Origin of the sequence: Rhodoferax sp., assembly GCF_018063565.1 — a bacterium.
Taxonomy (GTDB): Bacteria; Pseudomonadota; Gammaproteobacteria; order Burkholderiales; family Burkholderiaceae_C; genus Rhodoferax.
Genome location: NZ_JAGPBB010000032.1, coordinates 18,623 through 39,153 on the forward strand (window position 1 = coordinate 18,623; position 20,531 = coordinate 39,153).

At 58.0% G+C, this 20,531-nt stretch carries 19 protein-coding genes and 1 tRNA gene; 2 read left to right on the top strand and 18 right to left on the bottom strand.

The features are described 5' to 3' along the window. Positions 1-271 precede the first annotated feature (271 nt). Complete coding sequence (locus tag KBF66_RS09475) at positions 272-976, bottom strand: Crp/Fnr family transcriptional regulator (protein ID WP_296655573.1); 705 nt, start codon at positions 974-976, stop codon at positions 272-274. Between the two features lie 14 nt (positions 977-990). Beyond that, entirely contained in the window at positions 991-1,485 is a 495-nt protein-coding gene (locus KBF66_RS09480; RefSeq protein WP_296655576.1) for a hypothetical protein, read from the bottom strand. A gap of 123 nt (positions 1,486-1,608) precedes the next feature. Between KBF66_RS09480 and KBF66_RS09485 the strand changes: the two genes are divergently transcribed. After that, positions 1,609-2,706 carry a YeeE/YedE family protein gene (locus KBF66_RS09485; RefSeq protein ID WP_296655579.1) on the top strand — a complete coding sequence of 366 codons (1,098 nt, stop codon included), beginning with the start codon at positions 1,609-1,611 and terminating at the stop codon, positions 2,704-2,706. A 16-nt stretch (positions 2,707-2,722) separates the two neighbouring features. On the opposite strand, the gene KBF66_RS09490 is transcribed toward KBF66_RS09485, so the two are convergent. The 9 genes from KBF66_RS09490 to KBF66_RS09530 form a co-directional block, all read right to left on the bottom strand. After that, positions 2,723-3,322, bottom strand: a complete 600-nt coding sequence (locus KBF66_RS09490; protein WP_296655581.1) for a c-type cytochrome — start codon at positions 3,320-3,322, stop codon at positions 2,723-2,725. A gap of 5 nt (positions 3,323-3,327) precedes the next feature. After that, positions 3,328-4,620: an NAD(P)/FAD-dependent oxidoreductase gene (locus KBF66_RS09495; protein WP_296655585.1), complete on the bottom strand. Its 1,293-nt coding sequence runs from the start codon at positions 4,618-4,620 to the stop codon at positions 3,328-3,330. An 11-nt stretch (positions 4,621-4,631) separates the two neighbouring features. Further along, positions 4,632-4,934 (bottom strand): class I cytochrome c, encoded by a 303-nt coding sequence (locus KBF66_RS09500; RefSeq protein ID WP_296655588.1) that lies wholly within the window; start codon positions 4,932-4,934, stop codon positions 4,632-4,634. Between the two features lie 198 nt (positions 4,935-5,132). Beyond that, complete coding sequence (locus KBF66_RS09505; RefSeq protein ID WP_296655595.1) at positions 5,133-5,468, bottom strand: metalloregulator ArsR/SmtB family transcription factor; 336 nt, start codon at positions 5,466-5,468, stop codon at positions 5,133-5,135. 93 nt (positions 5,469-5,561) lie between these two features. After that, positions 5,562-6,866, bottom strand: a complete 1,305-nt coding sequence (locus tag KBF66_RS09510; RefSeq protein ID WP_296655600.1) for a dihydroorotase — start codon at positions 6,864-6,866, stop codon at positions 5,562-5,564. Between the two features lie 26 nt (positions 6,867-6,892). Next, entirely contained in the window at positions 6,893-7,855 is a 963-nt protein-coding gene (locus KBF66_RS09515) for an aspartate carbamoyltransferase catalytic subunit (RefSeq protein ID WP_296655604.1), read from the bottom strand. 2 nt (positions 7,856-7,857) lie between these two features. Beyond that, complete coding sequence (gene pyrR, locus KBF66_RS09520; RefSeq protein WP_296655608.1) at positions 7,858-8,394, bottom strand: bifunctional pyr operon transcriptional regulator/uracil phosphoribosyltransferase PyrR; 537 nt, start codon at positions 8,392-8,394, stop codon at positions 7,858-7,860. Then, a complete protein-coding gene (gene ruvX, locus KBF66_RS09525; protein WP_296655611.1) occupies positions 8,391-8,828 on the bottom strand; it encodes a Holliday junction resolvase RuvX in 438 nt (145 codons plus the stop codon). The genes pyrR and ruvX overlap by 4 nt, the downstream gene beginning before the upstream one ends. A gap of 32 nt (positions 8,829-8,860) precedes the next feature. Beyond that, on the bottom strand, positions 8,861-9,460 hold the full coding sequence (locus KBF66_RS09530) for a YqgE/AlgH family protein (RefSeq protein ID WP_296655616.1): 600 nt from the start codon (positions 9,458-9,460) through the stop codon (positions 8,861-8,863). Between the two features lie 20 nt (positions 9,461-9,480). Between KBF66_RS09530 and KBF66_RS09535 the strand changes: the two genes are divergently transcribed. Further along, the gene (locus KBF66_RS09535) at positions 9,481-10,962 is read left to right on the top strand and encodes a deoxyribodipyrimidine photo-lyase (protein WP_296655619.1); all 1,482 of its coding nucleotides are present in this window, start codon (positions 9,481-9,483) and stop codon (positions 10,960-10,962) included. 64 nt (positions 10,963-11,026) lie between these two features. Here KBF66_RS09535 and KBF66_RS09540 read toward each other — a convergent pair whose 3' ends face one another. The 7 genes from KBF66_RS09540 to rpoC all read right to left on the bottom strand — a co-directional run. Then, entirely contained in the window at positions 11,027-11,407 is a 381-nt protein-coding gene (locus KBF66_RS09540) for a hypothetical protein (protein ID WP_296655623.1), read from the bottom strand. A 293-nt stretch (positions 11,408-11,700) separates the two neighbouring features. Next, positions 11,701-11,776 (bottom strand) — tRNA-Phe (locus KBF66_RS09545). A 54-nt stretch (positions 11,777-11,830) separates the two neighbouring features. Beyond that, on the bottom strand, positions 11,831-12,511 hold the full coding sequence (locus tag KBF66_RS09550) for a response regulator (RefSeq protein ID WP_296655627.1): 681 nt from the start codon (positions 12,509-12,511) through the stop codon (positions 11,831-11,833). Between the two features lie 42 nt (positions 12,512-12,553). Further along, a complete protein-coding gene (locus KBF66_RS09555) occupies positions 12,554-14,839 on the bottom strand; it encodes an ATP-binding protein (RefSeq protein WP_296655631.1) in 2,286 nt (761 codons plus the stop codon). A 5-nt stretch (positions 14,840-14,844) separates the two neighbouring features. Next, the gene (locus KBF66_RS09560; RefSeq protein WP_296655635.1) at positions 14,845-15,462 is read right to left on the bottom strand and encodes a DUF4390 domain-containing protein; all 618 of its coding nucleotides are present in this window, start codon (positions 15,460-15,462) and stop codon (positions 14,845-14,847) included. Then, the gene (gene rsmB / locus KBF66_RS09565) at positions 15,434-16,753 is read right to left on the bottom strand and encodes a 16S rRNA (cytosine(967)-C(5))-methyltransferase RsmB (protein WP_296655637.1); all 1,320 of its coding nucleotides are present in this window, start codon (positions 16,751-16,753) and stop codon (positions 15,434-15,436) included. The genes KBF66_RS09560 and rsmB overlap by 29 nt, the downstream gene beginning before the upstream one ends. A 76-nt stretch (positions 16,754-16,829) precedes the next feature. Continuing rightward, positions 16,830-20,531 (bottom strand): DNA-directed RNA polymerase subunit beta' (gene rpoC, locus KBF66_RS09570; protein WP_296655639.1); only part of this gene is annotated, 3,702 nt, incomplete at its 5' end.

Consider the following 20,531-nt stretch of genomic DNA (forward strand, 5'->3'; position numbering starts at 1 on the left):
CCTTGGTGCAAATACCCGTCAATCTCACATGGATATTTGCCATAGGTCCATCACCGTCATCATATCCGTGTTACCCAAAATCAGGCCGGGCACGGCGATGAATAAGTGAAGGTTGATGTTGCCGCCTCACGACATTCACGTCACTTTTGATTTTCATCAATCTTCGCTTAAGTAATATCAGGCTGATATTAGTGTCTACCCTATGGTGCCCAAATAACGAAATCACGTGGTATTTTCCCCACGACGGCACCTCAGTTCCAGGGCTGTTCGATCAATGCGCCGGGATTCGCTCGGGATGGCAAACCCGATAAATGCGCCCCTGCTTATCCAAAGGTTCAATCGTGCCTTCACGTACCAAACGGCTGATTTCCCGGCTCACCGTTTCGAGTTTCAAATCCAGCATGGCCCCCATGTCTTCACGCGAAAACAACATCGAGATGGCACTGTTCTCTGCGGTGCGCATTTTCAGAACCAGATTGCCGACCCGCTGGCGGGCAGTGCCAAAATTCAGATCAGCCAACCAATCATCGGCATCCTTGAGTGTCTGTTGCCACTTCAGCATCAATTGAGCCAACAGCCGCGGGCTCCCTGATGAAAGTTTCTGGATCACGCTCAATGGAATGCGGCACACTGAGGTTGAAGTCAAGGCAATGGCATCGCTGTCGTACTGCACCGACGCCAGCGCTTCCAGCCCAATCACGTCACCTGATCGCAATACACGCACAATGCGCTGTCGTCCGTCCACCGTGCTGCGCACCAACTTCACGATCCCACTACGCAGGGTAAAGACGCCCTGCGCACTACTGCCTTCTGCATAAATGGCGGCACCCTGGGAAAACTCCAGATCATCAATGGGCGCATGAATTTGCGTGAAATCATGTTCATTGAGGTTGGCAAATAACACCATCTCTCGAATGCCGCAATTGCGGCAATCGGAGGTGCCGCGCCACGCGGATTCAGTTTTGATCGGAATCATGGATTCAACCTTTTTCATTGGGGTAAAGAAGCTTGTGCCTGACGAACACGCTCGTCGAGATAGCTGCCATAAAAGTCGGGCAGAGAGGCACCCACCAGACGCTGCGCAACCTCCCGCCCGCCACGGCCGAAAAACAGCACGGTCGGTGCCACTTTGATGGACCAACTGCGACTGAGACTCTCCTGCGTCTGCTCAGGGCCGACAAAACCCTGCACCATGTGCCGACTGCGCATATCGATCTGCACAATTGGCAAACCCTGTTCACGCTGCAATGGCACCAAATAGTTTTCGCGGGCGATTTTGCAAAACGGGCACCCCTCCAGCGTCACCATGACCAGCAACGGATGACCACGCCCCAGCGCCAATGCCAGTTCCCGGGGCAGCGAATCTGTGCTGGGGAGCTGGTTGGCGAAAGCGGGCAAACTGCGGGCGCAGCTCATCGCGGCCAAAGCGCCGATCAGACATTGGCGTCGCCCTAGATCAACAGACAAACCGGAAACACAGTTCATGAATCCCCTCAGATCAGTAGGTTCCGTCGTTGGCTTTGGCACACTAATCAGTGCAACCGGGCCCGACAGGAATTTTCGTTATGTAGGTGTAATATAAGCGAAACTTTCTATAAAGAGGCGACTATGAGCTTTGCCAGCGTGATTGAGGCGTATGGGGAGGGTCCCGTCCTGGCAAGTGGCGGACTGGTGATTGGCGCTCTCTTTGGTTTTTTCGCCCAACGTTCCAAGTTTTGCCTGCGTGCCGCCACCCTGGAGTTCTGGCATCGCAAGTTTGGTGAAAAAATTGCAGTCTGGCTACTCACGTTTTCTGCTGCCGTGGTGGGGGTGCAATTGTTGATCGTGACGCACCACATGGACACAACGGCAGCACGCCAAATCTCTGCAACAGGCAGTCTGTCTGGTGCGCTGATCGGGGGGTTGCTATTTGGTATTGGCATGATCCTGACCCGAGGTTGCGCCAGCCGCTTGCTGGTCCTGTCCGCCAACGGCAATCTGCGAGCGCTGCTGTCGGGGCTGATATTTGCAGTGACCGCACAGGCGGCCCTGGCTGGCAGCCTGGCGCCGTGGCGGGAAAGCATCAGTGGATGGTGGGTGGTGCAAGGGGGTCATTCACGTGATCTGTTGGCCCTAAGCGGTGCCGGCCCGTGGGGGGGACTTTTCTTTGGCCTGGTGTGGTTGTTGGCGGCGCTGTTTTTTTCGGTGCGCAGCGGGTGGGGGTTTTGGAAATGGGTTGGCGGCATTGGTACAGGCCTGATGGTGGCCGCCGGGTGGGGTTTCAGTTACCTGGTGGCAAGTCATTCTTTCGAGGTGGTCCCGGTTCAAAGTCTTACCTTCAGCGGACCCTCGGCCGAATGGTTGATGCGGGTTCTGGCATCTCCCGCGCCAGCGATGGGTTTTAGTTTTGGTCTGATCCCGGGGGTGTTTTTAGGTTCGTTTGTCGGTGCCTGGGTGGGTCGTGACTTCAAACTGGAAGGTTTCAGCGACGGCTACAGCATGCGTCGGTATATTTTTGGCGCCATCTTCATGGGGTTTGGTTCGATGCTCGCCGGCGGTTGCGCAGTCGGTGCAGGTATCACCGGCGGGTCGATTTTCGCCACCACCGCCTGGCTGTCACTGGTCGGAATGTGGCTGGGAGCTGGCCTAACCGACCGGATCATCGATCGCCAGGCACAAGTCACAGGGTCAGCAACTGCCATAGCGCCTGTGCGCACTGCGCCCTGAAACCACTTCAGCGAACTTACTTGCCGCTGATGTACTCCGCCACTGCCGCCATTTCCAGCGCCGACAAATTGGCGGCAATGGAGTGCATTACCGCGTTGTCGTTGTTACGCTCTCGTTTGTTGAAGAGCTTGAGCTGGGTTTCTACATACGACGCATACTGACCTGCCAGGCGCGGCAACGACGCTGTACCCAGCCCATCTTTACCGTGGCAACTGGCGCAGGCTGGCAGACCGCTGAACTTGTTGCCATGATTGAAGATGTAGCGACCAACGCCGGCAAGGTCCTGGTCCTTGATGGTTTCCGGCGGTGAAGTCTTGCTCTCAAAATATTTGCCCAGTGCCACCATCTCGTCAGCAGTCAGGCGTGCCGACATGTCGGCCATGGCGGTGCTTTTGCGTTTGCCCGACTTGAAATTTTCCAACTGCTTGGCAATGTACTCGGCATGCTGACCGGCCAGCTTGGGAAAAACCTCACTGGCCGATTCGCCGTCTTCACCGTGGCACAAAAAGCACGAGCCTGAGACCAGCTTTTTGGCCCGTTCGGCGTCCGCCTGTGCCCAGGCAGACCCGAGCAATAGCGACGCCATCCCCGCGGTCAATACAGTCTTCCAGCGCATAGGCCTCAACCCAGTGTGTCTGTCCAAATGCCACGGGCCCAGCCCATGGCAATGCGGCCTTCGAGCTCGTTGGCGGCTTTAGACACGCCGCCCGAGCCGGGCACGGTCACCATGGTCTTTTTGGCTGGGTCATACACATGCACGCTCGCCACATGAACAACATCTTCAGGGCTTACAAAACTATAGCAAGTGTTGTTGTACACCGGGGCGCTGTTAACCTCTTTGCCAGTCAACAAAGCCACGACGGCGGCAGCGCACACCTTGGCGTGCTGGTTGGCCATGTGCCCGGACTTGGGCATCAGCGGTGCCACCTGGATCGAGTCGCCCAGCACATGAATGTTCTTGGCAGCCTTGGCTTCGAAGGTCAAAAAGTCAACCTCGCACCAGCGCTTGTTGGCCGTGGCGAGCCCGCTGCTGACAGCGATTGCCCCAGCGCGCATGGGCGGGATCACATTCAGCACATTGGCTTTGACGTCGTCGCTGAACTCAAACTTGAGCGTATTGCCAGCCACGTCAACGTCGGTCAACACATGTTTGGGACGGTATTCCACGATGCCCTTGTAGCGCTCAGCCCAGGCCTTTTTAAACAGTGGGCCCTTGGAGGTGACGTCGTCGTTGCCGTCAAGAATCAGCACCTTGGACTTGGGCTTGGCTTTGGCAAAGTAGCTGGCTACCTGGCATGCGCGCTCGTACGGGCCGGGCGGGCAGCGGTACGGTGCTTGCGGAATCGACAGCGCATAAACACCCCCATCGGGCATGGCTTCGAGTTGCTGGCGCAGCGCCACGGTCTGGGCGCCGGCCTTCCAGGCGTGCAACACCTTGTCTTTGGCCGCCGCGCTGGCCATGCCAGGCAAGGTCTCAAACATGAAGTCGATGCCAGGCGACAAAATCAGCCGGTCGTAGGGCAGCTCGCTGCCACCGGCGAGCTTGACCACCCGCTTCTCGGCGTCGATGGCGGTCACTGAGTCGCGCACCAGTTGCACACCATGGACCTTTGACAAGCTGTCATAGCTGGACGTGATGTCCGCCATGGTCTTGACCCCACCGAGCACCAGATTGGAGATCGGGCACGACACAAAAGACGTATTGGGCTCCACCAGGGTCACCGATATCCCATAGTCCGACCACATCCGAACATATTTGGCTGCGGTGGCACCCCCAAAACCGCCACCCACCACGACCACCTTGGGGCCATTGCCACCCCCCGACGTGGCGCAACCCGACAGCAGGCTCAGACCACCCAGCGCACCGAGCATTGAGCCCGCACCCATCGAACCGACAAATAAACGACGTTTCATTCTGGTCTCCCTTATTTCTTCAAAGCAGCAAAGTAGGCACCCATCTGCTCGATCTGCGCATCGGTGAAGCCCTTGGACAACTGATGCATGAGCGTGGCGGGCTTTTTGTCGGTTTTGAAGTCCATCATTTTCTTGACGAAATCTTCCTTGGCCACGCCGGCCAGACTTTCCATGCCAGGCTGGGCAATACCATGCGTGCCATGACAAGCAGAGCAGGACGCGGCCATACCCCGCACCTGCAACGCGTCAGCGCTGGCCCAGGTCGACAGGACCACTAGGCTGACCCCAGTGAGTGCTTTGAGTGAGTGATTCAATTGTGTTCCTCGGAAAGAGAGCCCGTATTCGCAGCGAAACCGCGATTTCACCGCACGTTTTTTTGTGTATCAGTGGTGTCTGATGTATTGATGGTACTTTGACACGCACCAAATCCATACGGTACAAACCCGCATGACGCAGGTGTTCAACCGACCAAGGGCGCCGAGTGTTAGCGCCTTAGACCGCGTCGACCATGATCAATCGGGCGACTTGGCAGCAATGTCGTGGCAGACTGCCTCACAAATCGAGACGATGCGCTGGTCAGCAATGCGATAGAAGATTTGCACACCATCGCGGCGCTTGCCCAGAATTCCCGCTTGATACAAGGTGTTGAGGTGTTGCGACATGTTGGGCTGCGTGGTGTTGACTTTGGTCAACAGATAGCTGACGTTTTTCTCGCCATCACACAAACAGTTGATGATTTTCAAGCGCATGGGGGCTGACATCACACGAAACAGATCGGCAGCCGACTCAAACGTCTTGTCTGATTTCACCAACGCTGGGGGGTTGGTCTCCTGCACTTGATTCACCATAAACACACCTTATTGGGACACAGCTGAGCCACTGATGTCGGGATTGATTCGGCCGACGTACACCAGAGTTTAAGGGCGAGTCCGCCGTAAGCGTCAGACCGAATGCACAACACGTCCGCCAACCACGGTACAGCGAACTCGACCGGGCAACTCGTAATTGGCAAAAGGTGTGTGTTTGCCCTGGCTGCGCAAGTTGTTCGCCGTGACCTGCCAGTGTGCTGTCGGGTCAAACACACACACGTCCGCCAGGCCACCCAGCTTCAGCTGGCCGGTGCGCGCTTGGCGCGAACCCAGCGCTGGACCTAGCACAGCCGCGGCACGGTCGGTGACCACCGAGAACGCCCGACGCAACTCCACGCCTGTGTCCAGATGCCATTTGTAAGCCAGACTCAGCAGCAGCTCGACACCCGTAGCCCCGGGCTCGCTCTGGGCAAACGGCAGCGCTTTGGCGTCGTCCTGCACCGGCGTATGGTCCGACACCAAAGCATCGATGGTGCCGTCCGCCAGCGCTGCACGCAAAGCGTCGCGATCGCGCTGCTGACGCAACGGTGGATCCAGCCGGGCCCGACTGTCAAAGTAGCCAATGTCGGTGTCCATCAAATGCAGCGAGTTGATGCTGGCATCGCAGCTCAGTGCCAGCCCCTGCGCCTTCGCTTGGCGCACCAACTCCACACCAGCGGCACTGCTGATACGGCACACATGCACCCTTGCGCCAGTGGCACGCATCAGCTCAAACAGCGTGTGCAGCGCAATTGTCTCGGCCGCCACCGGCACGCCAGACAAGCCCATACGGGTGGCAAGGGGCCCGCTGGCGGCCACACCCTGCCCCAGAAAACCGTCTTGCGCACGCAGCCATACCGCATAGCCAAAGGTACTGGCGTATTGCAGGGCCCGCTGCAAAATCTGCGTGTTGGTCAAGGCAACTTCAGCCTGACTGAAGGCGACACACCCGGCCTCGGTCAGTTCAACCATCTCGGTCAGGGTGGCTCCTTGCAGGTTTCGCGTCAGCGCACCCAGGGGATAGACGCGCGCAAGGCGCAGCTTTTCAGCGCGAAAACGCAGCATCTCGACCAGGCCCGGCTCATCGAGCACCGGGTCAGTATCGGGCTGGCACACCAGGCTGGTCACACCGCCGGCCACGGCGGCGGCCATTTCAGAGTCGAGCATTTGGGCGTGTTCATAGCCGGGCTCACGCAGGCGCACCGCCAGGTCCACCAGACCCGGCAGCACCAGACAGCCACTGGCGTCAATCACCCGATCCGGCCGAAAATCCGGTGCGACATTTTCAATGGCGACCACGGTAGATCCCGTCAGCGCCAGATCGGCTTTTTTATCAAACCCACTGGCCGGATCGAGAACCCGTCCACCGCGGATCAACACGTTGTTTGCTTGGTCCATCATGATGCTCTTGTTGTTTGATGCGTTCAGGCTTCGTTGCCGGCCACAATGCTCATCACCGCCATGCGCACGGCAATGCCGAATGTGACCTGGGGCAGGATCACACTTTGTGCACCATCCACCACCGCCGAGTCAATTTCCACCCCTCGATTGATCGGACCGGGATGCATCACGATGGCATCGGGTTTGGCCAGTTGCAGTTTCTCGGGGGTCAGCCCAAAGCTCTTGAAGAACTCGTGACTCGAGGGCAATAGCGCACCGCTCATACGTTCGTTTTGCAGCCGCAGCATGATGATCACATCGCAGCCTTTGATGCCTTCTTCGAGCGTGTGACAGACACGCACCCCCATGTGAACCATGTCGGCGGGCACCAGCGTCTTGGGTCCGACCACCCGTACCTCGGCGCAACCCAGCGTGGTCAGTGCGTGGATGTCGCTGCGGGCCACGCGTGAATGCAGCACGTCGCCGACGATGGCCACCGTCAGGTTGGCAAAGTCCTTCTTGTAGTGGCGGATGGTGTACATGTCGAGCAGCCCCTGCGTCGGGTGGGCGTGACGGCCATCACCGGCGTTGATCACATGCACATGTGGTGCGACGTGCTGGGCGATCAGGTAGGGGGCGCCGGACTCGCTGTGGCGCACGACAAAAATGTCGGCTGCCATGGCGCTCAGGTTGGCGATGGTGTCGAGCAGCGACTCTCCCTTGGACGCCGACGACTTGGCGATGTCGAGGTTGATGACGTCCGCACTCAATCGTTTGGCGGCAATGTCAAAGGTGGTGCGGGTTCGGGTGGAGTTCTCGAAAAACAGGTTGAACACACTTTTGCCACGCAGCAAAGGCACCTTCTTGACCTCGCGATCGCTCACTGCGACAAAGTTGCTGGCCGTGTCGAGCACCTGGGTCAGGATGCTCTTGGGCAGACCCTCGGTCGACAACAGATGGATCAACTCACCATTTTGATTGAGCTGCGGATTGCGCTTGTACAACATGCTTAATGCGCTTTCAAATTAAAACTGAACTTACCTGTAGCATCTTGTGCCAGCGACAGCGACTGCGTCGCCGGCAGGCTGATGCGCGCGGCGCAAATGTCGGCGTGAATGGGCAGCTCGCGCCCGCCACGGTCCACCAACACGGCGAGCCTCACGCTGGCCGGGCGGCCAAAGTCGTACAGCTCGTTGATCACCGCGCGGATGGTGCGCCCGGTGAACAGCACGTCGTCAAGCAGCACGATTTGCGCGCCATTGACATCAAACGGAATCTTGGTTTGCACCGTCGCCGTCAGGCCACGCTGCGCGAAGTCGTCACGGTGCATGGCTGACGAGATGATGCCCACCGGATCCTGCAGCGCCAGATCCCGCTGCAGGCGCTGTACCAACCAAGCGCCGCCCGAGGTCACACCCAGCAAACGCATGCCGGGTCGGAAAATGGCGCGGATGCTTTGCATCAGCTCGCCGTAAAGCGCTTCGGCGTCGAGCATCAGGGCTCCAGTGCTGCGGACGTCGGCAGACTCAGAGGGGCTTGTGGTCATGGCAAGTTCCTTAAAAACTGTTCCAGAATGATGCAGGCTGCGGCAGCATCTGCGTCGCGCGCGCCCTGAGCGTGCGCCTCGGTGGTACTGTAGCGCTCGTCCACCTCATACACCGGCAGGCGGAAACGTCCATGCAATTGGCGCGCAAAACGCCGGGCCCGCGCCGTGTTCTCATGGGCGGCGCCATCCGGGTGAAAAGGCACCCCCACCACCAGGGCGTCGGGTTGCCAGGTTTTGAGCTGTTGGGCAATCTTGACAAAACGCGCATCGCCTTCTGCCTGAATACTGCCTTGTGGCTGAGCGGTGCGTAGCAGCCGGTTGCCCACCGCCACGCCAGTCCGTTTGAGGCCAAAGTCCAGCGCCAAGAATGTCTGGTATTGCTTCGCTACTACTTGCGTAGCTACATCTGCTTTATCTGTAAGCGCTAGAGTCATATTTGATACAAAATCATGGCCGCAAGAACGTCTCAGGCATGCCCGGCGTCTGGCGACAGCATCCATGCCTGCAACCCTAGCAGTTGCAAGGCCTGCTCATAACGCTGTGCGACCGGCGTATCAAAAATCAAACGACTGTCGGCTGGTACGGTCAGCCAGCTGTTCTCGCCCAGTTCAGACTCCAGTTGTCCCTCGCCCCACGCGGAATAGCCCAAAGAGACCAGCACTTTGCGCGGCCCCCCGCCAGTAGAAATCGACTCCAGCACATCCTTGGAGGTGGTCAACTCCAACCCACCGGGTATGCTCATGGTCGAGGCAAATACTGGTTCTGCCGGCTTGTCGGCCGCTGCAAAAGTGGCCTCATGCAGTACAAAGCCGCGATCCGTCTGCACCGGGCCACCCAGGTAGACCTGAGCGTTGAGCAGGTCACTACGGGTCATGGGTAATTCGACTTTGTCAAACAGACTCTTCAGCGTCACCTCACTGGGTTTGTTGATCACCAAACCAAGCGCACCACGCTGGCTGTGTTCACACAGATACACCACACTGCTGCCAAACAGTTCATCCTGCAGCCCGGGCATGGCGATCAGGAAATGATTCGTCAGGTTGATGGGGGCAGAATCGGAGGGCATGGAACAATTTTACGGCCAACATGAGCACTCACTTTGATACCGGCCTGATGTGGTTCAGGCGAGATTTGCGCATTGACGATAACGTGACCCTGCACACGGCACTCAGTCAATGTCGCCAGGTGCACTGTGTTTTTGTCTTTGACCGTGCCATCCTCGACCCGCTGCCCCGTGTGGATCGCCGGGTGGAGTTCATCCGCGAATCGTTGGTACAACTGGATCAGGCCTTGCGTGCACTTAGCGGCAAGGCGCACGCGGGGCTGATCGTCTGCCACGCCGTGGCAAGCCAGGAGATACCTGACATGGCCCAGCTGTTGGGAGTGCAAGCCGTGTTTACTGCCAACGATTACGAGCCACAAGCACGCGCAAGAGACTGGCAGGTGGCACAGGCATTGCATCACCACGGGGTTGCTTTTCGCACCTGTAAAGACCATGTGATCTTTGAGGAACGCGAAATTCTGACCCAGGGCGGCAAGGTCTACGGCGTTTTCACACCGTACAAGAACAACTGGATGGCCCGACTGCAAGCGCAGGACCTTTGCGAGCACGATGTACGACCGTTCGCACGGCGCCTGGCAGAACGCCCAGCCAACCTGCGAACGCCGGTACCTGAGCTTGAGGACATCGGGTTTGCCGCCAGCAATCTGCGCACCTTGAATATCCCGCTTGGCGCGCAAGGTGGAGCAGCGCTGTTTGCTGACTTTTTTGAGCGAATGGACACTTACCACCTCACACGCGATTTTCCGGCAGTGAAAGGGCCAAGCTACCTTGGCGTGCATTTGCGCTTCGGTACCGTTTCGGTTCGCCAGTTGGCAGCAACGGCGCGACAACGCCAGCTGGCGGGCAGCCAAGGTGCAGCAGTCTGGTTGAGTGAACTGGTGTGGCGGGAGTTTTACTTTTCGATCTTGGCGAATTTTCCACATGTGGCAACACAGGCATTCAAGTCTGAGTACGATGCCATTGCGTGGGAGCAAGGTGCCAAGGCGGAGTCCGACTTTGCCGCCTGGTGCACCGGAGCAACGGGCTATCCCTTGGTGGATGCGGCGATGGCCCAGCTCAACCAGACTGGTTACATGCACAACCGGCTGCGCATGGTGGTCGGCAGCTTTTTGGTCAAGGACCTGGGCTTGGACTGGCGTTGGGGTGAAGCCTATTTTGCGCGTCACCTCAACGACTTCGACCAGTCTGCCAACAATGGGGGCTGGCAATGGATTGCCTCCACTGGCTGCGACGCACAACCGTACTTCCGCATCTTCAATCCGGTCAGCCAGAGCGAGAAGTTTGACCCGCAGGGCAAGTTCATTCGCCGCTATCTGCCACAACTCGCGGCGCTATCCGATCACAGCATTCATGCACCCTGGACCGCCAAACCCCTGGAATTGCAGGCGGCCGGCGTGCGACTGGGGATGGACTATCCGGTCCCGATGGTGGCGCATGACATCGCCCGGACACGCACCTTGCAACGTTACTCGGTGGTCAAATCAACGCAACCCAGCGCGAACTGATACTCGGACAAGTTAACTGAGCCACATCAAAACGCATGGACTCACGAACCAACAGGGATTTTCATCAGGGGTTGTATGAACGTTCTGTGATGGTTCCGTCCGCATTCAGCCAGGATTTGCGTTTGACCTTGCCAAACCGGTTGTAGGTGACACTGACTGGATCCGCCAGATCGCGTCGGACATAGCGACGGCTAGCACCCTCGAGCCAATGCACATCGGCCTCGCCATCAGACTGAACCAGAACTTGACTAGGCATGTCGTCGATGACCAGCAAGACCGACAAATCTGCCGGCTCGGCCACGCGAAACTCACTGTCATTGCCGTCGCCACCCTGAACTGCCGCCAGGGCAGCATGCAGAAAAGCCTGATTGGCGACACGCCAGTCGGCTTTCTCAGACTCGGTTCCCTTGAAATACGTCCAGAAAATGAACTCTGCCTTGGTCATGTGTTCTCCGTGGGGTTTGAAATGACACTAACAGACCTGCATCTGCTCGATGAAATCTTAAGAGCTGGCGGCCCTTATGTCCAGTGCAACTTGCCCCCAGTAACGGGCACGACCAAGTCGTCGGCGCGATACCCCACCTGAATGCCATGCGTATATCTGGTGGACGACTGACAATGCGCCGGCACGCTTGTGGTACCAGCTGACACTGGATTTGGGCAGTTTGCATACAGACCAAGCAGCACAAAAAGAAAAACCCCACTACCGATTAAGTAGCAGGGTTTCCAATACTAGCTTGGTGGCCTGGGGCGGAATCGAACCACCGACACAAGGATTTTCAGTCCTCTGCTCTACCGACTGAGCTACCGGGCCAAGGCTGCGCAGTATACCAGCACCAGATCCGGTTTCGCGGTGACACCCCGCAATTTATGCCCGCTTTCCGCGAGACAAATCTACGCCTAACTGTTTGAGTTTGCGATAAAGATGCGTCCTCTCAAGTCCGGTCTTCTCGGCAACACGGGTCATGGATCCGTTTTCCTTGGCCAGATGAAACTCAAAATATGCTTTCTCGTACTCGTCTCGCCCTTCGCGCAGCGGTTTGTCCAGCATAAACGTCTGCGTCACCTGCGGTCCTGCCTCAGGTACCAGCTCCGCCACCGAACTGACCGACTCCAAGGCGTAGGGAACACCGTCCACGCCTCGGGCAGGCAACGCAGCGGGAGGAACCGTGAGCCGACGCATCGAGCCTTTGGACAGTCCCTGCTCCACGGCTTTCAGCAGTTTCTGCAGGGTAATGGGTTTTTCAAGAAAAGCCAGCGCCCCAATCCGTGTGGCCTCCACTGCCGTGTCAATGGTGGCGTGCCCACTCATCATGATGACTGGCATCGTGAGAGCACCGGTCGCAGACCATTCCTTGAGCAAGGTGACCCCATCCGTATCAGGCATCCAGATATCCAGCAATACCAGGTCCGGACGTTCACGCTGGCGCGAAGCGCGCGCTTGTGCCGCATTCTCAGCAACCTCGACAGAATGCCCTTCGTCGTTGAGGATCTCTGACAGCAAGTCACGGATGCCTAGTTCGTCATCCACTACCAGAATGTTTGCCATAGCGTCGTTCGTCCCTTGAAAAACTTAGTATGCAGAGGTGGGCTAGCCTGCCTGGGCGGTCGCACCACGCTCGATGGCGAATGATAACGATACCTGGGCTCCGCACAGTACACCGTCCAATTGCCGGTTGGTGATTTCCACCCGTGTGCCATGTTCGTCGGCAATTTTTTTGACCACCGCCAAGCCGAGACCGGTGCCTTTGTCTTTGGTCGTGACATACGGTTCAAACGCTCGTTTCAGTATGTTCTCAGGAAAACCTGTTCCACAGTCCAGAATACTCAGGCGAACCCGCTTGGTGGCACCGCGCCATTCTGTCTTCAGAACGACTGGATGCTGCGGATCGGCCCGTCCCGCACTGACGGTTGCATCCAACGCGTTCTGCAGTAAATTGTGCAGTACCTGTCGCAATTGCTGCACGTCTCCCATCACCGGCGGGCAACACGGATCGAGGTCGGGAACAAACAGGTCTGCAGATTTTTCACTGGTGTACATGGCAAGCACGTCTTGTGCCAGGACATTGAGGTCAACCGCGCTAAGTTCTGCCGCCGGCAAGCGCGCATAGTCCCGGAATTCGTTCACCAGGCGTTTCATGGCGTCAACTTGATCGACGATGGTCTTGACAGATTTGGTGAGCAGTGCCTGCTCGACTGCGGCGACCTTGCCGGTCAGCTTTTTCTCCAGTCGCTCGGCGGAGAGCTGGATGGGCGTTAACGGGTTCTTGATTTCGTGCGCCAGGCGCCTGGCCACTTCACCCCAGGCCTGGGCACGCTGAGCAGAAACTATTTCAGAAATATCGTCAAAAACCAGCAAACGCTGGTTGTCAGGCAACTCCGCTCCGCGTGCGACCAAAGTCACCGCATCATTCGCCGTTCGACCGATCTGACCACCACTGGTGTCACCCAACTCAAATGACTGCTGCCAATGATCCATGCGGCGTTCACTACCATGCGTAAGAAAGGCGTCAAACTGGCGTTGGACGCTGTGACCAAAATCTTCCAGGCCGCCAATGTCGGACAGACGCTTGTTCTCAAATGCGGTCAAGGGCAGCTTGAGGATGCGTGTAGCACCTGGGTTGGAGGATCGTATGGCACCCGTCGCATCCAGCACAATCACGCCGCTGGTCAAATTGTCCAGAATCGTCTGAAGGTTCGCCTTGGCGGCACTCACTGCCAGCATGCTGCCTTGCACGGTCTGGCGCGCGTCAGACAACTGCTGGGTCATCTGCGCGAATGAGCGCGTCAGTCCGTCCAGCTCGTCCTTTCCAGCAAGGCTGGCTTTCGGGGTCAAGTCTCCGGCTGCAACCTGACCCACCCCATCAGCGAGCAGCAGCAAGGGCCGGGCAATCTGGTTACCTAGAACCACCGCGAGCAACACACTGCCAAAGACCGCAAGAAACAGACTGAGCGTCAGGGTGCCGATGTACATACGCCGAAGCCCATCTCGCGCCAACGCCCGCTCCTGATACTCCTGGTTGGCTTGGGAGACCGCCATGGCATTGCTGACCAACGTTGTGGGTAAGGCTTTGATGGCGAACAGAAAGCGCGGCTCTACCAGCGCGCCATAGTCGCTACTGTTGACCAACACCAGTGCTTTGATCCGCGCTGAGGAGGGGTCTGCCGTGCTGCCGTCGTCAAAGCCCTCGATCCAGGTGACGTATCGACGCAGTTGGGCGTTGCGCAACTGCTGCTGCGATGGCAGCTCGGGCGTCAACTGGTAGCGCGATTGACCAGCGGCCGCAATCAGTTTGCCCGATGCGCTCCAAAGCATGAGATCGTCCGCGCCCATTGCTTCCCGCGCACGCTCCAAGGGCAAGGCTGCACTCACATCGGGCGTTGCCGACAGCTGCACCGCCGCAACGCGGGCCTTGCCGGCCAAGTCGGTTGACAGGGCTTCGAGAGTGGTGCGCCCCAGGTTCAAACCCGCAGCCAGGGCCCCTTCGACTTTGACATCAAACCAGCTCTCAATCGAGCGCGCTACAAACTGGTACGACACGACATAAATCAGCACGCCCGGCGCGAAACCAGCCAATGCAAACACCGCAGCCAGCTTGACCAGCAGCCGACTGCCAAACTTTTTTTGCTGCAAGCGCTTTAGCAGGCGATAGGCGATCCAGACGATCACCAGCAACAGCAGGCACGCAACGACCACATTCAGCACAAACAGTCTGGCGTAATTTCGCTCGTACAAATCCCGGTTGGTGGTGGCCTGTGTCAGCAGAAACAGCAGTACCAACCCGACGGCCACCATGGCGGTCAAACCTAGTCCGATCAGCCAACGCAACGTACGCAACTTCTTCGCCGCAGCGTCTTGCCGCTCATCAACAGCCATCCGAGTCACTTGCCGGGCTCCGGCTCAAGTTTGCGGGCAACCGTTCGCGCAATCGACCAGTCGGACTGCCCGAACGTTCCGATATGCAAGGGCCGGGGCAGTTGTGTCAGGTCCAGAGCGAAGCTGAACTCCAGCCGATGCGCGGCACCGGGATCAAGTTCGCTCAAGTCTGCAACACGCCAGCGAAAGATCCGTTTGACCGGGCCAAGCGCTTCCAACAAGGAATCAAAATTTTGATTCAGTACCAAGCCAGGCGCAGCATCCTGCACATCTCCGTGCGAAATGTTGAGCCGCCAGCGCTGTGTCAAAGGATGGTAAGACAAGCGCATCTGACGCCGCACCGCCGCGATACGCAAGTCCTTCCAGTACCAACGCTCGCGCAACACATCCACATGCGCCACAAAGAAAATAGGCACACCCTTGAGAAGCGCATCTTCGACCACAGGAGCCAATTCAAAATCGACCTGGGCAGAAAGCCATAAACCACCATCGAATTTTTCAAGCTTGATCTGCGCACCATTGCCGGCAGACTCCTGTGCCATGACGCCTGTCGCGGTGCCGACCACGACCGCTGCGAGAAGAAACAGCAGCGTGTCAAGCAGCCTTTTTTTCCAGCAGTGCATAGTAGAAGCCGTCTTGATCATGAGCCTGATTGTCCTTGGTGATCGAACTGCCTGCGTTGTCAAGAGGCAACAGATGGCCAGGACTTGGCAACAGACGGGCATCGGCATGCGTGGCCAGGAATGTGTCGGTTTGCTGCTGCCCCTCAGCTGAGAACACCGAGCAGGTGCAATACAGCAAACGCCCCCCTGGTTTCACAACCGGCCACAGTCTGCGCAACAGTTCTTTCTGTTTGGCAGCCAGCTGTTCAATGTCGGTCGATCGCCGCAACCAAGGAATATCTGGATGGCGGCGCACAATACCCGAAGCGGAACACGGTGCATCCAGCAATACCGCATCGAACAACTCCCCGGACCACCATGAGGCGACGTTGCCGACGTCAGCAACCTGAACCTCGGCCTGCAACCCCAAACGCTGCAAGGTCTGCTGGATGCGCTGACAACGCTCGGGGTCCACATCGACTGCGGTCAAAGCAAGATCAGCCAACTCAAGCAAATGGGCTGTTTTCCCGCCGGGTGCCGCACAGGCATCCAGTACACGCATGCCAACCCGCGCCGTCCAACCAGAAAGCAACAAAGGGGCGGCCGTCTGGGCAGCCCCGTCCTGCACCGACACCACACCATCGCCAAAACCTGGAATATCTGCAACCGGCCTTGGGTCAAGCAGCATGACACCACTGTCACCGACTGGCACAGCTTGGATGGACGCTTGTGCCAGGCGCGCCAGGTAGTCGGTTTGTGTGCTCTTTCGTACGTTGACGCGCAAGGTCATGGGAGCAGGTGAACTCGCAGCTCGCAAGATCGCCTGCCAGCGTGTTGGCCAGTCGGATTGCAAGCGATTGATCCACCAGATGGGATGGTTCCACTGCGCCACCAGATCGACGTCCGTGCGCGCCAGCAGTGCCACACGTTCACGCAAAAAACGCCTCAGACAGGCGTTGATGAAAGCGGCATGGGCCCTGGTTGCTGGCGTACGTTTGGCCGCTTCTACGGCTTGATTGACCAAGGTGAATTCGTCATATTGCGCAGCGTTTTTTTGCCAGACCAGGGCCAGTGCCACACACAGCAGCGCGTCAACCGGCGCTGGCGGTGGACGTGCTGCCAAATGCTTGCGCAAAGCCTGCGCGCGCCCGAGTTGCCGCCAGACGGCGAAACTCAGCGCCTGCACGCCTGGCCGCGTCCAATCAGGCACATCGTTAAGGGCTGCGGTGCCGGACCGGCCGACGAGAATCGCCTGCAGCACGGTGCTGACCTGTTGCAGCTGTCGCCACAACGGTGGCTGAGTTTGAGTCATAAGGGGAGACTAGACATAAAAACGCCTCAAGCCCATATTCCACGGGGTTGAGGCGCTCTACTATTTGCTTAGGCTGTTAGTCGGCTGCGGCGTCTTCACCCACTTCTGCTTCCTGGTCTGCAGCCAGTTCAGCGGCCTCGGCCTCCGCGATGGCGCGTCGCTCGGCGTCGTCCATGTTCTCACGGGCTTTGCGGGCGTCGTGGTAAGCCATACCGGTGCCGGCCGGAATCAGGCGACCCACAATCACGTTTTCTTTCAGTCCACGCAATTCATCCCGTTTACCCATGATCGCCGCCTCGGTCAGTACCCGGGTGGTTTCCTGGAACGACGCTGCGCTGATGAAGCTGTCGGTGGACAGTGATGCTTTGGTAATACCCAGCAACAGGTTGGTGAAGGTGGCCGGTATTTTGCCTTCAGCGCGCAGCGCGTCATTGGTATTGAGCATCTCAGAACGCTCAACCTGCTCACCAACGATGTAGGTCGAATCACCGGCGGCCTCAACCACCACCCGTCGCAGCATCTGGCGCACGATCACCTCAATGTGTTTGTCGTTGATCTTCACACCTTGCAAGCGGTAGACGTCCTGCACCTCGTCGACGATGTAACGCGCCAGTTCTTCGGCACCCAGCAGTCGCAAAATGTCTTGCGGATCAGCCGGTCCATCCACCACCGATTCGCCCTTGTTGACGATCTGGCCCTCGTGCACCAGGATGTTTTTCTCCTTGGGCACCAGTTCTTCCCAGACCTTCCCATCCGGGTCGGTAATCTGCAGGCGAATCTTGCCTTTGGTTTCCTTACCGAACGAAATGGTACCCGTCATCTCAGCCAGCACACCCTTGTCTTTGGGGCTACGCGCTTCAAACAGCTCGGCCACACGCGGCAGGCCACCGGTAATGTCACGGGTCTTCTGACCTTCGACCGGAATACGTGCCAACACTTCACCTGGGCCTACATCCTGACCGTCACGTACCTGAACCAGCGCGCCGATGGGGAAACCAATCGTCACCGAGTGGTCGGTCCCCGGGATCTTGACCTCGTTGCCACTCGCGTCAATCAGCTTGACTTGCGGGCGCACCACTTTGGCCGAGCCACGGCGCTTCGGATCGATCACCACCAGGGTTGACAAACCAGTCACTTCGTCGACCTGCTTGGCCACCGTGAGGCCTTCTTCCACATTCTCAAAGTGGGCACGACCGGCAAATTCGGTGATGATGGGTCGAGTCAACGGATCCCAGTTGGCCAGGATGGTGCCGGCCTTGACGGTCTGGTCTGCTTTCACGGTCAGCACGGCACCATAAGGCACCTTGTGACGCTCACGCTCACGACCATGCTCATCGTGAATGATGATCTCGCCGGAGCGGGAAATCACCACCAACTCACCCTTGCCATTGGTCACATAACGCATCGTGGTGTTGAAGCCAATGATGCCATTGGACTTGGCTTCAACGCTGGAGGCAATGGCCGCACGCGAGGCAGCACCACCGATGTGGAAGGTCCGCATCGTCAACTGCGTACCAGGCTCACCGATCGACTGCGCCGCAATCACCCCTACGGCCTCGCCGCCATTCACCAGGCCACCACGACCCAGGTCGCGGCCATAGCACTTGGCACAAATGCCAAAGCGTGTTTCGCAAGTGAGCGCGGTGCGCACCTTGACTTCGTCGACACCGGCGAGTTCCAGTTCTTCAATCAGATCCTCATCCAGCATGACACCCGCTTCAGCCAGAACCGACTGGTTCTCGGGATGCAGCACGTCTTCTGCGGCAGTACGCCCCAGAATACGGTCACGCAAGGACTCAATCACCTCGCCACCCTCGACGATGGCGCGCATCAGATAGCCGCCATGAGTGCCACAGTCCTGCTCGGTCACCACCAAGTCCTGCGTCACGTCGACCAAACGACGCGTCAGGTAACCCGAATTGGCTGTTTTCAGCGCGGTGTCGGCCAAGCCCTTCCGTGCACCGTGGGTAGAGATGAAGTATTCCAGCACATTCAGACCTTCGCGGAAGTTCGCCGTGATGGGCGTCTCGATGATCGAGCCATCGGGCTTGGCCATTAGACCCCGCATACCGGCCACCTGCCGGATCTGCGCCGCAGAACCACGCGCACCCGAGTCGGCCATCATGTAAATCGAATTGAACGACTCCTGATCAACCTCATTGCCATGACGGTCGATGACCTTTTGCTTGGACAGGCGGCCCATCATCACTTTGGAGACTTCATCGCCCGCCTTGCCCCAGATGTCGACCACCTTGTTGTAGCGTTCACCTGAAGTCACCAGACCCGAGGTGTACTGGTCGCCAATTTCCTTCACTTCCTTCTCGGCACGCTCAATGATGCCCGGCTTCTCAGTGGGAACCAACATGTCCTCGATCGAGATCGAGATGCCTGCACGTGTCGCCAGCCGGAAACCATACTGCAGCAACTTGTCCGCAAAAATCACGGTCTCTTTCAGCCCACACTTGCGAAATGACGCGTTGATCAGCCGCGAGATTTCTTTCTTCTTCAAGGGCTTGTTGATGAAAGCAAACGGCAGCCCTTTAGGCAGGATCTCGGACAACAACGCCCGGCCAGCGGTGGTTTCCCACAATTTGGTCGACGGAGACACCTCACCAGAAACCTTGTCTTTCGAGTACTCGGTCAGGCGCACATTGATGCGGCTGTGCATCTCCACCTCAGCGGCATCAAACGCACGCTGTACCTCGCCCACATCGGCAAACACCAGGCCTTCACCTTTGCCGTTGATTTTTTCACGGGTGGTGTAGTACAGGCCCAGCACCACGTCTTGCGACGGTACGATGGACGGCTCGCCGTTGGACGGGAACAGCACGTTGTTGGATGCCAGCATGAGGGTGCGGGCTTCCATTTGGGCTTCCACCGACAGGGGTACGTGCACCGCCATCTGGTCACCGTCGAAGTCAGCGTTGAATGCCGCGCAGACCAAGGGGTGCAACTGAATGGCTTTGCCTTCAATCAGGATTGGCTCAAAAGCCTGGATGCCCAGCCGATGCAGCGTGGGCGCACGGTTGAGCATTACCGGGTGTTCCTTGATGACCTCTTCCAGAATGTCCCACACCACTGGTGTGCCGGTCTCGACTTCCTTCTTGGCCGCCTTGATGGTGGTGGCAATGCCCATGGCTTCCAGCCGGGCAAAGATGAATGGCTTGAACAATTCAAGCGCCATCAGTTTGGGCAATCCACATTGGTGAAGCTTGAGTGTGGGCCCCACCACAATCACCGAACGACCCGAGTAGTCGACCCGCTTACCGAGCAAGTTTTGGCGGAAGCGGCCCGACTTGCCCTTGATCATGTCGGCCAGCGATTTGAGCGCACGCTTGTTGGCACCGGTCATGGCTTTCCCACGACGTCCGTTGTCAAGCAGACTGTCAACCGCCTCTTGCAACATGCGTTTTTCGTTGCGGGCAATGATTTCCGGCGCTTTGAGTTCCAACAGGCGACGCAAACGGCTGTTGCGGTTGATGACGCGACGATACAGGTCATTCAGGTCAGACGTCGCAAACCGGCCTCCGTCGAGCGGAACCAGCGGGCGCAGGTCGGGAGGTAGCACAGGCAACACGTCCAGCACCATCCACTCAGGCTTGATACCGGACTTGCGGAACGCTTCGAGCAGTTTTAAGCGCTTGGTATTCTTCTTGATTTTGAGCTCGGAGCCACTCGGATCATTGCGGAGTTTTTCGATTTCAGATTCGATATCGAGGTTTTGCAACAGCTCCTTGACGCCTTCAGCACCCATCTTGGCCTGAAACTCGTCGCCATA

What these genes read in the sequence shown, in the direction of transcription:
- ruvX (WP_296655611.1), bottom strand. Translation starts at nt 8,828, where the DNA reads ATGACTCTAGCGCTTACAGATAAAGCAGATGTAGCTACGCAAGTAGTA.
- KBF66_RS09505 (WP_296655595.1), bottom strand. Translation starts at nt 5,468, where the DNA reads ATGGTGAATCAAGTGCAGGAGACCAACCCCCCAGCGTTGGTGAAATCA.
- rsmB (WP_296655637.1), bottom strand. Translation starts at nt 16,753, where the DNA reads ATGACTCAAACTCAGCCACCGTTGTGGCGACAGCTGCAACAGGTCAGC.
- KBF66_RS09490 (WP_296655581.1), bottom strand. Translation starts at nt 3,322, where the DNA reads ATGCGCTGGAAGACTGTATTGACCGCGGGGATGGCGTCGCTATTGCTC.
- KBF66_RS09485 (WP_296655579.1), top strand. Translation starts at nt 1,609, where the DNA reads ATGAGCTTTGCCAGCGTGATTGAGGCGTATGGGGAGGGTCCCGTCCTG.
- KBF66_RS09540 (WP_296655623.1), bottom strand. Translation starts at nt 11,407, where the DNA reads ATGACCAAGGCAGAGTTCATTTTCTGGACGTATTTCAAGGGAACCGAG.
- KBF66_RS09480 (WP_296655576.1), bottom strand. Translation starts at nt 1,485, where the DNA reads ATGAACTGTGTTTCCGGTTTGTCTGTTGATCTAGGGCGACGCCAATGT.
- pyrR (WP_296655608.1), bottom strand. Translation starts at nt 8,394, where the DNA reads ATGACCACAAGCCCCTCTGAGTCTGCCGACGTCCGCAGCACTGGAGCC.
- KBF66_RS09495 (WP_296655585.1), bottom strand. Translation starts at nt 4,620, where the DNA reads ATGAAACGTCGTTTATTTGTCGGTTCGATGGGTGCGGGCTCAATGCTC.
- KBF66_RS09555 (WP_296655631.1), bottom strand. Translation starts at nt 14,839, where the DNA reads ATGGCTGTTGATGAGCGGCAAGACGCTGCGGCGAAGAAGTTGCGTACG.
- KBF66_RS09560 (WP_296655635.1), bottom strand. Translation starts at nt 15,462, where the DNA reads ATGCACTGCTGGAAAAAAAGGCTGCTTGACACGCTGCTGTTTCTTCTC.
- KBF66_RS09510 (WP_296655600.1), bottom strand. Translation starts at nt 6,866, where the DNA reads ATGGACCAAGCAAACAACGTGTTGATCCGCGGTGGACGGGTTCTCGAT.
- KBF66_RS09530 (WP_296655616.1), bottom strand. Translation starts at nt 9,460, where the DNA reads ATGCCCTCCGATTCTGCCCCCATCAACCTGACGAATCATTTCCTGATC.
- KBF66_RS09515 (WP_296655604.1), bottom strand. Translation starts at nt 7,855, where the DNA reads ATGTTGTACAAGCGCAATCCGCAGCTCAATCAAAATGGTGAGTTGATC.
- KBF66_RS09535 (WP_296655619.1), top strand. Translation starts at nt 9,481, where the DNA reads ATGAGCACTCACTTTGATACCGGCCTGATGTGGTTCAGGCGAGATTTG.
- KBF66_RS09550 (WP_296655627.1), bottom strand. Translation starts at nt 12,511, where the DNA reads ATGGCAAACATTCTGGTAGTGGATGACGAACTAGGCATCCGTGACTTG.
- KBF66_RS09475 (WP_296655573.1), bottom strand. Translation starts at nt 976, where the DNA reads ATGATTCCGATCAAAACTGAATCCGCGTGGCGCGGCACCTCCGATTGC.